The following is a 12,582-nucleotide window of genomic DNA, read 5'->3' on the forward strand; positions in this document are numbered from 1 at the left end:
GACCGGTCGGGCTGAGACTTCGGAGGCACCCCCGCCCCGGTCACCCGAGCACCCGGCGGGCCTCCGCCTGCTCCACCGTCAGTGCGCGGAGGTTCCGGGCAGACGTGCGTCCGTCGCGGTCCGTCATCACGTCGTACACGAACTCATCACCCAGCATCGGCTCGCGCCGGTCAGGCATGTTGTTCAGGTGGACAAAGTTTCCGCGACACTCTCGGTTCGCGTGATCAGAAATGCGGCCAAAGCCACGCTGATAGTTCCAATATGTAATCTGGCCAGTTGCCACTAAGTACCTCAATTCAAATGCATAACCGCCGCCACTGCATGCCGAAGCACGGGGTCTCAGCGGCGGCGGGCTCAGCGGTCGCGTCGGCTAACAGGAGCCAGGGGGCACCGACGCGACCTTGTCCGACTGAGCTAGCCGGTCTTTCACGCCCCCAAACTGTAGGGGCGCCCGAAGGCGCCCCATTGCGTCAGGCCACCAGATCGCCATGAATAAAGGCGTCGGGCCGGAACACAGCGAGGGCCAGCCGCTCTTCGATCCGGATCACGTAGCGGGCCGGTTGGGTGCCCAGCAGGTCCGCGAAGTGCGCGTTGCTGACCGCCACGTCCTCATCCGTCATATCCGAGCCGCCCAGCGCGACGTCGGTTTCCTCTCGCGTGCCGAGCATCGCACCGGCTCGCATGCGGCGCCGATATACCTCGACCTTCGTGGTGCTGCCGGGCTGGAGGCGCTGAGTCCATTCCGTCTGCGTTCCGTCCGAGAAGCGCAGCTTGCCGATGCGGACGATCTGGCCTTTGGCGTTGCGCTCGACGTCGTCCGCCTCAACCTGCTCCATCATGTACTTGACGGACGGCGTGACGAGGACCTTCCGCTCGTGGCGCAGCGCTCTGACCTCGTCGGTATTGGCGTTCGTATTCGCGGCTATGGTCGTCCAGTTCGATCCAACAGGCTGATACGGCCCTTCCGGGCGATTGCGATACGCCCAAAGCGCCTTGAAATTGGTGTTCATGTCGTTCCCTAAGCAGATTAAAGACGGCGCTTGCTGCGCTCTTGGTATTGAATGCATTTTCTCGGCCCAGAGCGGGCCGCTGGCGGCTATTTGGAAGTATTTGGTAGGCAGATAGCCAAACTAGGCAGAAGCCGCACAGCGGCTTGCTAAGCCCTGATGTCAGAAGGGTGCGTTTCGATGCCCTGCGGCCGTCTTACAAAATTTAGTCCCGCGGAGCGGAGAGCGTCAAGGATTGGTGTATGCGCCTGACCGCAGCACGACATCTGGTAGGTAGATGTGGCTTTCGTAGGGAATTTTCACGCGATCCGGCAAACTTATTTCTACTGTCGCTGCATTGCCACAGAGGCCTTCCCCGCGATCGAATTCAAAAAATCAAAGCCACGAATTTAGTTGCGCGTGCGAACAGGGCAGGTTCGGCGGTTTGGCCGTTGAGCTAGCGATGATCGACGCCCCCGCCCGGCTGCCCTACGAATATCCTTGCTATTCGCCATGAAAGGGCGCCTCCTATAAAGGCAGTTGTCTCCTTGCTTATGGATATGACCGCGTGCGGCATCAGTTGATGTCGCCAAGCGGAGACACTTAATGATCACCGGAAATGGCTACTTAAACCTGCCTGATGGGCGCGGCGCTGATGTATCTTATCAGTTCTCCAGCGAATACGACGATCAACGAGCCGGTTATTTGTTTTTTGAGACAGAAGAATTTGACGACGGCCTGTTTGGCCATCGAATGAGACTGGACTGCGATGACGGCACTACCGTCCTTGTTGTCGTGGTCAGCCGAAGCGATCGGCATCTGGCCGTCGCGGGACGCATGATACCTGCAGAGGAAGCTCTGGCGGCCTAGTCTGACTGCGCCTGCATTCTCCAAAAGCCAGTATTGGCAACGAGGGTATGATGTTCAAACGTGTGGATAGATTACGATATCTCAGTATTAGGGCGCGTGCGGATGAAAGGCGAAAGCGAGCAAAGAGAGACGCTCGTGATCTGGTGCTTCAGAATGCGAAGATCGTTCTTGCCGCAGAGAACGATAATGCGCCTGCGACGCCTCCACTCCGAACGCTTATTTGACATTTCGGAAGTCAGTCAACGCCCCGACATCGCACTGCGGTCCGGAGATGGTGGCAACGACAACGTTTGGGGCGTCGACGGTGTGCAATGTTGTGCGCCGTTGCCGCTGACTCGTTGGGTACCTCCGGTCCGGTTCGGAATTTTACGAACGAGCTTTCTTACTACCGGGCCGGTGCGGCCGTGTGAGGGCGGGAACCCGAGGGTTACTCCTGTTGGGTATGTCATTTGACGGTCCAGCGGCGCTATTTTTGCGCTTCCCTGATTTGCTTTGCCTATGCCGTGTCGTTCCGAAACGCTGTGTATCGCGCGGGGCCAACATGCCGACGAGAGGCCGACCCACTTCAAATCATGCTGAGGCGACAGTTCACTTGCTATCGGCTTTTTTCTGCCTGGATGGTCAAACCCGGCAGGGTCAGCGACTTCGGGCAGCTATCGAAGGCCTGCTAGCAGAGCTTGCGTATGCTGAGCAGCCGGCGCCCCCCTCGAATGTCATTCCGTTCTGCCGGCGAGTATCTGAATAGTTCGGGCTGGAACCAATTGATCCGCCGCGCGTAGGCTGCCCGGGAGGGGCAGCTATGCTTATAACTGAACGCGTGTGGGGCGTCCTGCTCAGGGTCGCGATCGTTGCTGTACTGGGTGTTGGCGTTCTCCTGCCATTGGTGTTTTTGCGGTAGCCCTCGCGCGCTGTGCGTGATCGCGCGCGTGAGACGCAATTTCCCATGTTAGCGCAAAAGCTCGTATACGCGGCCGTTCCTGCGGGCGAGCGCTCCATGCCCTGACTCACCCCCAGCCGCGCAGTTGCGCAAGATCAAAGCTCCCGCCCCGCAGGTGCGCTTTATTTTAGGCGTTATGCCTGCGCCTGCCGATCTGAAGCACATTGTGTCGAATTGAACGGGGCTTGGGATGTCAAGAAGAGCAATGCGACCGCGCTTCGCGGTGCTATTGGAACGTGCCAGAGCCCGGCGCCGGAGGGCAAAGCCGGCCACTGTGCAGGTGTTGCAGCAGCAAGAACCTGACGAAAGCCCCAACGATGACCTGAACGGAGGCCAGTTGACTGAAGCTGACTCCCTCGCGCGCTTGCGCGCGCATGAGGAAAAACTGTATTTGGACTAGTGCTCGATTACGCGACCGTTCCTGTGGTGGGCGGGCGGGAGAGATAGAGGCGCCCCCTCTGGGAACCACCTCGTGCTACCCGCGTTGCAGAATCGCATTTCGCCACGCGGGATTTCAGATGCGCTACAGCTCGATCATTGCCCTCACCACTGGCCTGCTCCTCGGAGCCTGCAATCCCCTCGACAATGCACCTGTCGGCAACGCCCGCGTACCTGAGCCTGCCAAGTCGGTCGAACTCGAGCGCTACCTGGGTAAGTGGTATGAACTGGCCAGGTACGAGGCCAGCTTTCAGCGCGGCTGTGAAGCGGTGACCGCGAAATACTCGCTCCGGCCCGACGGTGACGTGAGAGTCATCAACACCTGCCGTCAGGATTCGCCTAAAGGTCCTGCGCGATCTGCTGAGGCTGTGGCCAAGCCGGTTGAAGGATCCAACGGGGCCAAACTCAGGGTCTCGTTCTTCCAACCAATATACGGCGACTACTGGGTCCTGGACCGCGCTAATGACTACTCGTGGGCGATCGTCGGCGAGCCGTCTGGCAAGAACTTGTGGATCCTGTCACGCACTCCGAACGTCTCCGAGAGGCAATATCAGCGCCTCGTTCAGCGGGCAGCAGGGCTTGGCTACGACGTGTCCATGCTTCGCCGGACAAAGTTCTAGAGCGGCATTGGAAGCGCCAACCGGTTCCAACCGGTGCCAGGTGCTTCCAACTGGCGGGGGGTTATAGGGGGTATACACACACACGGCGTTGGAAGCCTTGGAAGCCAGTTGGAAGGCCAGTTGGAAGCTGGTGAGTTTAGCTCATTCGAACACGACCAGGCGGCTTCGTTTGCGCGAGGCTGAGCCCTCCGTGACCATCCGGATCCGGCCCTCGTCCATGAGCCGACGCATGGCATCGACGAGGTTGTCCCGCTTCAGCCCCTTGGCTTCAGAATGTTTCAGGAAGACTGTCGGCGCATATGTTGAGCACGGCGTCGCAGTGACGTTGACGCCCTGATCGGTGAGCTTCTGCAGGAGTGCCAGGAAGATCTCCTCATGGCGTTTCTCGACGAACGCCAGTGCCTCGGGAGGCAACCCATCGTCCAGAACGAAAGCACCGGCGCGCCAGCGCAGCTTCATCTCATCGCCGGCGGCGCCATAATTGGCCTTCATCGTCTTCAAAACACGAATGTCAGGATCGACGTCCTTCCCCTCGGGTCGCGTCAGATAGATCCGACTCCGCACCGAGTTATTCCAGGCCGTAGAGCCGGACGTGCCCGAACCGGTTTGCATGCCGGACACCGACGGGTGCGAGAGCAGGAGCACAGCGCAGTTCCATTTGATGGCCAGGCCGCGAAGCATCGCGACGAACTGCCGGACCTGGCCACGCTTGATCTCGTCGCCGCCAAACAAGTCGGCGCTCGTATCGAGTACGACCAACCCTGGCTGGTGGCGGGCAACATGATTGTCGAGGCTGAAGAAGTTACTGGTCGGCTGCATGACGCCCTTGGGATCAGGCGTCGCAAGTAGCGCGTCACGATCGGCCAGAGGAATAAGCCGGAAGTCGGCTAGATCGGCGAGCGTCCGGTCATGCGCCGCGACGATGTCAGCAAGCCTGCGGTGGAACTCGTCTGCCTCATCTTCCGCGCCCAGATAGACAACCCGGCACGGGGCTGGGGTGAGCCCTAGCGTCTCGACGCCGAGGCAGGCTGCAGCGGCAATCTGAACGCCAAGCAAGCTCTTACCGACGCCGCCATCCCCGGCGAGGATTGTCACCTGACGGGTTGGGATAAGGCCTTCAATAAACCACTCGCGCTGCGGAACCGGCACGCCGTGCCAGTCGGCCGGATTGACGAAGGGAAGTGGTGCGCCCTTTGGGCCTGAAGGGTCGTTGTCGTTGTCGGCTTTCGGGCGGGCCGCCAGTGCCGCCTCACGGGTTTCGAACTCAAGTTCGAGTTCTTCGCGCTCATCTCGGAGGATGGCGGTGCGCACTGCCACGTACTCGGCGACGATGGCCTCAATTTGCTCCGGCGTCTCGTCTCCACCAAAAATCAGGCGAGGACGGTCGGTTTCAGGCGCAGTTTCGGTCAAGGGCGTGAAGCCTCCGGTAGGCCGCTTCAGCGGCGTTGTTGATTTTGGCGAAGAGGTCCGGCGAGAAGTTCGCGACTCGCTGGCCAAAAGCTGCCGGCGGCGCGGCGATGAACGTGCCGTTGGGGCGCAGCCGAAGGCGAAAGCCCGAGAGCTTCATGTCGTCGAACGATATTGAGAAGCGCGCGACAGTGCGCGCCGTGCTGCCACCTGGATCAGGCAGCGGCACGAAGTCGATGATCTGCATCTAGCAGTCTCCGATGTGTGGAATGACCCGCCGGCGAACGCGGGCGGGGTAGGGGAGTTGTCCAAAAATCAGTGGGACAGTGACGAAAGAAAACGTAGCGATTACATGGGAAGAAATTTCGTCCCACTTTCCGCTAACTACTTGTCATCACTTGGCTCTTTGGCTCCCCTAGGGAGCGCCAGCAAAATCAGCGACTTAGCGTCGATTTTGCTTCGGCTGTTGAATATTCATCAAATAGCCTAGTCCAGTTCAAAATGCGCGGTGACGCGCATTAACGCCTCTGCTTGATTGGCGTGAGCAGGCGAGCGTGCTCTCGTTTGTTCGGTGCCACGTCCACAGGGCGGGTAAGCGAGGGTGGGATGATTGTTCACGTCTCGATCGCTGCTGCGTTATTCGCGTGCTTCGCATGCGTGCCCGGCATGGCCCGGGCAAAAGATACTGATGGCTGGACCGACGTCTACGCGTGCGGCGCATCGACCGGCCATAGCTTTATGATGAATGGGGATGGATGGTCCTCTGACGGCATCAGCAAAGGCGTCATCGTTCTGCGCAAGCGAAACGCTGATTACGATCTCCTCATCGGCGATGCGACCGGAGCGAAATTCTCGGCTTTAGAAGATGGCGCCACGATCGCTTCCAGAGAACAAGAGGGGGTCCTTCAGGTACTGGTCGTCTATCCAACTTTGACCATCGAAACGTTTCTCTTCGCCGCCCCAGAGCGCGGTCGGACGACCGTTGCCTGGACTAGCAGTAAGCGCGCCGGTGTGGCGGACCGGGTTTCAGCCTTCGTTAGCTCTTGCATCGTGCGCTAAGACGCCTGCCATGAAGAATGTTGCGATTGTCATCGTGGGAGAAATAGTAATATTATTTTAAAAATAACACTTTAATACAGTATATTTATTATATTTCTTATCTAACAAATCTTTAACATCATAAGCTCTCTGCGTGCTCTGCTTGGTCAGGAACAGTCCAAGACGCCTGATTTGGAGCGCATCATGATGGATCAGAGATATCGCTCTGTAATTCAAAATTTTGCGTCAAATCATCTTTCTAGGCCGCGAGATGACAATGACGGAAGGTATCGCCATTCTCATCGAATGGATTTATATAGTCCGGACCATGTTTTACGGGTTTCTGCTCGTGAGCTGTTTGGTGGCAGGGCTGCGCGTAGGGCTATAGCGATCGTCTCGCGCGTTAAAGAAACTGTGTCCGGACTATCGCGAGCCTACGCGACCGGTCCGCGCCGGTGGGGCTGGGGCTTCCCGATGCCTCGCTCCATCCCGATGAACATCGACCGACGGTCTTGTTCACCTCCCGTTGACCTGTGCCGGCGTCCAATGCCGGGAGAGAAGGAGAAGTCATGCATAAACTTTTCGCGCTGGCGGCCTTTACGGTCGGCGCTGCCTTTATCACCCCCATTCAGGCTTCCGAGGCGATTTCTCAGAGTCTGGCGCAACGGCTGGACGGCACCGCGGCCGCGTACAGCATGACCGAGGCCAAGCGGCGCCGGCTCTACATGATGGATCAGGCCAATCGGCAGCAGCGCTATGGTCGCGGTGGGCCAGGGTATAATCGTGGTTACGGGCCGCCGCCGCGCTATGGATACGGCCCGGGGTACGGCTACGGCCCGCGTCCGGGTTATGGTCGTGGTCCGGGCTATTATGGTCCCCGTCCGGGATATCGTCCGCCTCCGCGGTGGTGATGTTGGAGAGCGACGGGCAACCGTCGCTCTTTTCTTTGCGCGCTGGTTCATGAGAGCGCTCCGCTCCCGACGCGGACGGCCTGGACCTCGGCTACGCCAATATTCTCCAAACACCTAAGGTGTGCATACGGTTGCTCTCCGGGCTCTGCCGGTGGGCTGGGAGGCGACTCGTCCTCCGTCTCGGGCCTCAGGGGCGCGGTAAAGCATCTCGCCCGGACGCCCTCCGGACTCGTCAGCCGATATCCGCCGCCGTTTCCCAGTCGGAATAATTTCATCTCCGAGCAGACCTGCGTCGAGCATAGTAAGTGCTGACAGTGCGGGATTTTGAATAAATATACTTATTCTCCCGATGCTATTGATCAAGCATTCGATCCAGGTACGAATATCGATGACGACCGCCTGCCGAAGTCGGAGTGCAGTCATAGCTGCCTCAAATCTTATCGAGAGCGTATCATGGCATCTGGACACGATCATTTCGCGGCGCTGGTCGGCGATACGCCGCTGCTCGAACTCAACCGCTTCGCCGAGGGACTTAAGCTCGGCGCGCGGATCCTTGCCAAGATCGAGTATCTGAATCCTGCCGGCAGCATCAAGGACCGGACGGCCTGGGGCCTCATTCGCGACGCCGAGGAAAGCGGCCAGCTGAAGGCGGGCCAGCGTATCGTCGACCTCACCAGCGGGAATACGGGGATCGGGCTCGCCGCGCTGGCAGCCGCGCGCGGCTATCCCTCGAAGTTCTATCTGCGCAACACGATCAGCGACGACAAGCTCAAGCTGCTCCAGCATTATGGCGCCGAGATCGTTCTGATCGACAACAGCGTCTTCCTCGAACCGGGCGCCATTCACGCGATCATCGACCGGGTCCGTCGCGAGAACCCGGATGCCTACTACACCAATCAACGGGCGAACCCTGCCAATCCGCGTATCCATTTCGAAACGACCGGCCCCGAGATCTGGCGCGGGACGGAAGGCCAGATCGACATTTTCGTGGCAGCGGTCGGAACCGGAGGCACGATCTCCGGCACGGGGCGCTTCCTGAAGGCGCATAATCCCGAGGTGAAGGTCGTCGTCGTCGAGCCCGGGCCGGCCTCCGTGCCCTCGCTCGAAACCCCTTATCCGGACGCCATCGAGGGCGTTCACAAGGTCACGGATGTCGAACCCGGCTACTTGCCGGAGAATTTCGACGCATCCGTCGTCGACGAGGTGATCGTGACGGAGACGGCGCAGGCGCGGGAGTTCGTCCGGATTCTGGCGCAGCGGGAAGGTATCCTGGCCGGAACCTCGTCCGGCGCGGTGCTGTTCGCCGCCTCTGCGCTCGCGCGGCGGCCCGAGAACGCCGGCAAGACCATCGTCGCCATCGTCGCCGACAGCGGCGAGCGCTATCTCAGCCCGCCAAAGCTCGGCCCCGCTCTTGCCGAGAAGTCAGCGCGAGCGCCCTTTTCGGACGCTCCTGCGTAGCCGAGAAGCAGGGCCATCGCCGTGCAGCGACCAATCGTCTCGCGTTCCGGTCGCTCAGAAACAAATCCTCGCCTCATCTGAGGAAAAACGCATGTTTTGTTTCATTGCAATAAATAATAATCCAAGCAACAATCCTAAATGCGTTGATGCTTCGAACGTCTTCGCCGCGGGATTTGCTGGAGCAGCTTGCGCCGCGTCAACAACGCTAAAAGCACCACGATGTCTCGTGGGCTCCTTCTATTTTGGAGGCGCGAATGTCTATGACGTTCAGTACAGCAAAATCGGCCATGGGCTCGGTCTTCCATCGAAGGCCCTGACCTTCTGAGCCGTCGCCAGGAGCGGCTCGGGCCGCGATCCTGCACTCCCTTCGATTCAGTCACAGCCCTGGATCGGCGCAGTCCCATGCGGGCCGCAAGCGCGGCTGCGCAATCGAACCCGCGCGTCCATCCAGTCCAGACAGGCCGCTTCCATGTCCGATCTCAAGGAATATCTCGCCCAGAAGCGCGACGCCGTGCTGCGGCGCAGGGCTCATGCCCGCTCGGAAGGCGCGCACCCGCTGCGCCTGCAGGCGCAAGCTCAGGCAGAAGGGCGCAGCGGCGTCCGGCGTATCCGCATCCGTGACTTCCAGGTGATCAGCGACAGCCTGCCGGATTTCGCCGGCTACGATCTCGGGCCGAGCTCGCCGGAGCTGCTGCTCGGCGCGCTGTCGAGCTGCTTGACCCACACCTATCTCATCCAGGCCGCCGACCTGCAGATCGCGCTGGAGGATGTTTCGGTCGAGGTTCTCGGTCAGCTCGATCCGCGTGCCGGAGCGCCCGGCCACGAGACCACGCCGATCTATCCGCACGATCTGTCCTACACGGTGAGGCTGACGACGGATGTGACCGAGCTCGCTGCCCTCCACGCCGCCGTCGAGCGCTTCTGCCCGATCCTCAACCTGCTTCGGCAGGGCGTCGCTGTACGCGGCACCGTCGAGCGCATTCCCGCCAGCCGCGCCGCGGCCTGACCTTTCCCGACCCAGCATGCCGCCGCGACCGGAGCGGCAAGGAGCGACCATGACCCAGACCAGCTTCCCCTCCCGCCGTACCCTGCTGCGCGGTGCCGCCGCGCTGGCTGCCGCGCCGCTCGCCGGACTGGCCGGGCACCACGCCTTCGCCCAGGTCACGCCGCTGAAGCAGCGCCAGACGATCAAGCTCGCCTGGGGCCAGACCGCCGTCTGCCAGTCGCCGATCTCGGTCGCGCTGAAGCAGGGGTTGTTCGAGAAGTACAATCTCGCGGTGGAACCGGTGAATTTCAGCGGCCCGACCGACGCCCTGCTGCAGGCGATCGCGACCGGCCATGCCGATGGCGGCATCGGTATGGCGCTACGCTGGCTGAAACCGCTGGAGCAGGGTTTCGATGTCGGCCTCACGGTCGGCACGCATGGCGGCTGCATGCGCCTGCTGGTGCCGGAGGCCGCCAATATCCGCAGCCTCAAGGACCTCAAGGGCAAGGCGGTCGCCGTCACCGACCCGGCGAGCCCGGTGCGCAACTTCTTCGCCATCCGGCTGGCCCAGATCGGACTCGACCCCGAAAAGGACGTCAGCTGGGTGCAGTATCCGCAGGACCTGTTCGGCGAGGCGCTGAAGAAGGGCGAGGTCCAGGCACTGGCCGGCGACGATCCGCATCTCTACCTGATCCGCGAGCGCGACAAGCTCGTCGAGCTCGCCACCAATCTCGAAGGCGAGTACGCGAAATCCACGTGCTGCGTGCTGGGTTTGCGCGGCGCCCTGATCCGCGACCAGCCTGAGGTCGCCGGCGCTATCTCCCGTGCGATCGTCGAGGCGCAGGCCTGGACTGCCGCCAACCCCGACAAGACGGCCGAGATCTTCGCGCCCTTCGTCCCGGCCAAGGTCACGCCCGAGACGGTGGCCGCGATCCTGCGCAGCCATACCCATGACCACCATTCCACCGGCGCGGCCCTGCGCGACGACGTCGCGCTGTTCACCGAGCAGCTCAAGCTCGTCAACGTGATCCGCAAGAACACCGACGCCAAGGCCTTCGCGCAGAAGATCGTGCCCCATGTCCCCGTTTGAACAGACCGGCGCCGTATCGGCCTTCGCCCAGCCGCGCCTACAGGTCGATGGCTCGGTACTGGCGCGGGGCGCGCTGGCCACGGCGGCGTGGACCGCGGTCGCGGCCTCCGTCACCCTGCTCGCGAACAGGAAGGTCGGCTTTGCCGACCCTCTCTATGTCGCCGAAACCAACGCCGGCTTTGTCGGCTGGGCCGTCGCCCTGGCTTTGGCGACGGTCGTGGGCGCGCTCTGGCCTCCGCTGGGCCAGCGCCTTGGCCGGGCGGCGCCCTGGCTCGTCGTCCTCGCGCTCCTCGTCGGGGTCTGGGATCTGCTGACGGCCAAGCTCGGCCTGCTGCCCGTGCCCTTCTTCGCCCCGCCATCCTCGCTGGTCGAGGTCTATGCCGAGGATTGGCCACGGCTGGGCGAAAGCGTGCTGCATTCGCTGCGCCTCCTGGCGCTCGGCTTCCTGTTCGGGACGGTCTCCGGCTTCGTCACCGGCGTCGCGATCGGCTGGTCGCGGGGGCTCGGCTACTGGGTCCATCCGGTGCTGCGCTTCCTCGGCCCGATCCCCTCGACCGCACTGCTGCCGATGGCGTTCTTCTTCTTCCCGTCGAGTTTCTCGGCGGCGATCTTCCTGATCGCGCTCGCCACATGGTTCCCGGTCACGGTGCTGACCTGGTCCGGCGTCGCCAGCGTCGACAAGGCCTATTACGACGTCGCCCGGACGCTGGGTGCCGGCCGCGCCTTCCTGATCTTCAAGGTCGCGATCCCTGCTGCGCTGCCGCATGTCTTCGTCGGGTTGTTCATGGGGCTCGGCGCCTCGTTCTCGGTGCTCGTCGCGGCCGAGATGATGGGCGTCAAGTCAGGCCTGGGCTATTATCTGCAATGGGCACAGGGCTGGGCGGCCTATTCCAACATGTATGGCGCGCTGATCGTGATGGCGCTGATCTTCTCGAGCCTGATCACGCTGCTCTTCACGCTGCGCGACCGCCTCCTCGGCTGGCAGAAGGATGTGGTGAAATGGTAGCGGCCCAGTTCGCCCTCTCGCCGCAGCCCGGCGCGCCCGCGTCCAGCGGCGCCGAGCTCACGATCGCCGGGGTCTCGCATGCCTTCGATCTCGAAGGCCGCCCGCTACCGGTGCTCGACGACATCGATCTCGACATCAAGGCCGGCGAGTTCGTCGCTCTGCTCGGGCCGAGCGGTTGCGGCAAGTCGACCCTGCTCAGGCTGGTCGCCGGTCTCGAACAGCCCTCGCAGGGCCGGATCGCGGCGGCGGGCGAAGAGATCACCGCGCCCGATCCGTCCCGCGTCGTCGTCTTCCAGGATCCGACGCTCTATCCTTGGCGCACGGTCTGGAAGAATGTCGCGCTTGGGCTCGAGGCGCGGGGCCTGCTGGGCAGCCAGAAGGGCCGTGTCGACGAGGCGCTCAAGACCGTCGGCCTCGCCGGTTTCGAGCGAGCCTTCCCGCGCCAGCTGTCCGGCGGGATGGCCCAGCGCGCGGCGCTGGCCCGCGCCCTCGTCAACGATCCCAGCGTGCTCATCCTCGACGAGCCGCTCGGCAAGCTGGATTCGCTGACGCGGATCGCCATGCAGGCCGAGCTCGCCGAGCTCTGGCGCCAGCGCGGCTTCACCACCCTTCTCGTCACCCACGATGTCGAGGAGGCGCTGTTCCTGGCCCAGCGCGTCATCGTGCTGAGCGAGCGCCCGGCCCGGATCAAGGCCGAGATCGTCAACGACCTGCCCTATCCGCGCCATCGCGGCGACCCGCGCCTGGCGGAACTGCGCGGACAGGCGCTCGCCCATCTCGGTCTCGGCGCGAGCTGGTGAGCAAAACCCTTCCTTCTCTCCTCACAGGATGATCTC

General features: G+C 62.1%; 13 protein-coding genes. 9 read left to right on the forward strand and 4 right to left on the reverse strand.

Features of this window, described 5'->3' with window-relative positions:
- Positions 1–40: 40 nt before the first annotated feature.
- The gene (locus J0J10_RS21930; protein ID WP_291649157.1) at positions 41–283 is read right to left on the reverse strand and encodes a hypothetical protein; all 243 of its coding nucleotides are present in this window, start codon (positions 281–283) and stop codon (positions 41–43) included.
- 187 nt (positions 284–470) lie between these two features.
- Positions 471–1,010: a hypothetical protein gene (locus J0J10_RS21935; protein ID WP_291649159.1), complete on the reverse strand. Its 540-nt coding sequence runs from the start codon at positions 1,008–1,010 to the stop codon at positions 471–473.
- Positions 1,011–1,592: 582 nt separating this feature from the next.
- Here J0J10_RS21935 and J0J10_RS21940 point away from each other — a divergent pair.
- Together J0J10_RS21940 and J0J10_RS21945 are read left to right on the forward strand one after the other, a co-directional pair.
- Positions 1,593–1,856: a hypothetical protein gene (locus J0J10_RS21940; RefSeq protein WP_291649161.1), complete on the forward strand. Its 264-nt coding sequence runs from the start codon at positions 1,593–1,595 to the stop codon at positions 1,854–1,856.
- A 1,455-nt stretch (positions 1,857–3,311) separates the two neighbouring features.
- Positions 3,312–3,851: a lipocalin family protein gene (locus J0J10_RS21945; protein ID WP_291649163.1), complete on the forward strand. Its 540-nt coding sequence runs from the start codon at positions 3,312–3,314 to the stop codon at positions 3,849–3,851.
- Between the two features lie 141 nt (positions 3,852–3,992).
- On the opposite strand, the gene J0J10_RS21950 is transcribed toward J0J10_RS21945, so the two are convergent.
- Both J0J10_RS21950 and J0J10_RS21955 read right to left on the reverse strand, forming a co-directional pair.
- Complete coding sequence (locus tag J0J10_RS21950) at positions 3,993–5,261, reverse strand: AAA family ATPase (protein WP_291649165.1); 1,269 nt, start codon at positions 5,259–5,261, stop codon at positions 3,993–3,995.
- The gene (locus J0J10_RS21955; protein WP_291649167.1) at positions 5,242–5,505 is read right to left on the reverse strand and encodes a hypothetical protein; all 264 of its coding nucleotides are present in this window, start codon (positions 5,503–5,505) and stop codon (positions 5,242–5,244) included. The genes J0J10_RS21950 and J0J10_RS21955 overlap by 20 nt, the downstream gene beginning before the upstream one ends.
- 359 nt (positions 5,506–5,864) lie before the next feature.
- On the opposite strand from J0J10_RS21955, the gene J0J10_RS21960 reads away from it, so the two are divergent.
- The 7 genes from J0J10_RS21960 to J0J10_RS21990 all read left to right on the forward strand — a co-directional run bounded on the left by J0J10_RS21960 (position 5,865) and on the right by J0J10_RS21990 (position 12,546).
- A complete protein-coding gene (locus J0J10_RS21960) occupies positions 5,865–6,317 on the forward strand; it encodes a hypothetical protein (protein ID WP_291649169.1) in 453 nt (150 codons plus the stop codon).
- A gap of 548 nt (positions 6,318–6,865) precedes the next feature.
- Complete coding sequence (locus J0J10_RS21965; RefSeq protein WP_291649171.1) at positions 6,866–7,207, forward strand: hypothetical protein; 342 nt, start codon at positions 6,866–6,868, stop codon at positions 7,205–7,207.
- A 453-nt stretch (positions 7,208–7,660) separates the two neighbouring features.
- Entirely contained in the window at positions 7,661–8,665 is a 1,005-nt protein-coding gene (locus tag J0J10_RS21970; RefSeq protein ID WP_291649173.1) for a PLP-dependent cysteine synthase family protein, read from the forward strand.
- 469 nt (positions 8,666–9,134) lie between these two features.
- Positions 9,135–9,671: an OsmC family protein gene (locus J0J10_RS21975; protein ID WP_291649174.1), complete on the forward strand. Its 537-nt coding sequence runs from the start codon at positions 9,135–9,137 to the stop codon at positions 9,669–9,671.
- Positions 9,672–9,720: 49 nt separating this feature from the next.
- Positions 9,721–10,740 carry an ABC transporter substrate-binding protein gene (locus J0J10_RS21980; RefSeq protein WP_291649177.1) on the forward strand — a complete coding sequence of 340 codons (1,020 nt, stop codon included), beginning with the start codon at positions 9,721–9,723 and terminating at the stop codon, positions 10,738–10,740.
- A complete protein-coding gene (locus J0J10_RS21985; protein ID WP_291649179.1) occupies positions 10,727–11,746 on the forward strand; it encodes an ABC transporter permease in 1,020 nt (339 codons plus the stop codon). The genes J0J10_RS21980 and J0J10_RS21985 overlap by 14 nt, the downstream gene beginning before the upstream one ends.
- A complete protein-coding gene (locus tag J0J10_RS21990; RefSeq protein ID WP_291649180.1) occupies positions 11,740–12,546 on the forward strand; it encodes an ABC transporter ATP-binding protein in 807 nt (268 codons plus the stop codon). The genes J0J10_RS21985 and J0J10_RS21990 overlap by 7 nt, the downstream gene beginning before the upstream one ends.
- The last annotated feature ends 36 nt before the right edge of the window (positions 12,547–12,582 follow it).

The sequence above is a fragment of the Allobosea sp. genome (assembly GCF_017308075.1).
Classification (GTDB): Bacteria; Pseudomonadota; Alphaproteobacteria; order Rhizobiales; family Beijerinckiaceae; genus Allobosea.

Bases quoted from the DNA above. Each gene is read 5' to 3' on its own strand.
- J0J10_RS21935 (WP_291649159.1), bottom strand. From the start codon at position 1,010: ATGAACACCAATTTCAAGGCGCTTTGGGCGTATCGCAATCGCCCGGAA.
- J0J10_RS21940 (WP_291649161.1), top strand. From the start codon at position 1,593: ATGATCACCGGAAATGGCTACTTAAACCTGCCTGATGGGCGCGGCGCT.
- J0J10_RS21945 (WP_291649163.1), top strand. From the start codon at position 3,312: ATGCGCTACAGCTCGATCATTGCCCTCACCACTGGCCTGCTCCTCGGA.
- J0J10_RS21955 (WP_291649167.1), bottom strand. From the start codon at position 5,505: ATGCAGATCATCGACTTCGTGCCGCTGCCTGATCCAGGTGGCAGCACG.
- J0J10_RS21960 (WP_291649169.1), top strand. From the start codon at position 5,865: ATGATTGTTCACGTCTCGATCGCTGCTGCGTTATTCGCGTGCTTCGCA.
- J0J10_RS21965 (WP_291649171.1), top strand. From the start codon at position 6,866: ATGCATAAACTTTTCGCGCTGGCGGCCTTTACGGTCGGCGCTGCCTTT.
- J0J10_RS21970 (WP_291649173.1), top strand. From the start codon at position 7,661: ATGGCATCTGGACACGATCATTTCGCGGCGCTGGTCGGCGATACGCCG.
- J0J10_RS21975 (WP_291649174.1), top strand. From the start codon at position 9,135: ATGTCCGATCTCAAGGAATATCTCGCCCAGAAGCGCGACGCCGTGCTG.
- J0J10_RS21980 (WP_291649177.1), top strand. From the start codon at position 9,721: ATGACCCAGACCAGCTTCCCCTCCCGCCGTACCCTGCTGCGCGGTGCC.
- J0J10_RS21985 (WP_291649179.1), top strand. From the start codon at position 10,727: ATGTCCCCGTTTGAACAGACCGGCGCCGTATCGGCCTTCGCCCAGCCG.
- J0J10_RS21990 (WP_291649180.1), top strand. From the start codon at position 11,740: ATGGTAGCGGCCCAGTTCGCCCTCTCGCCGCAGCCCGGCGCGCCCGCG.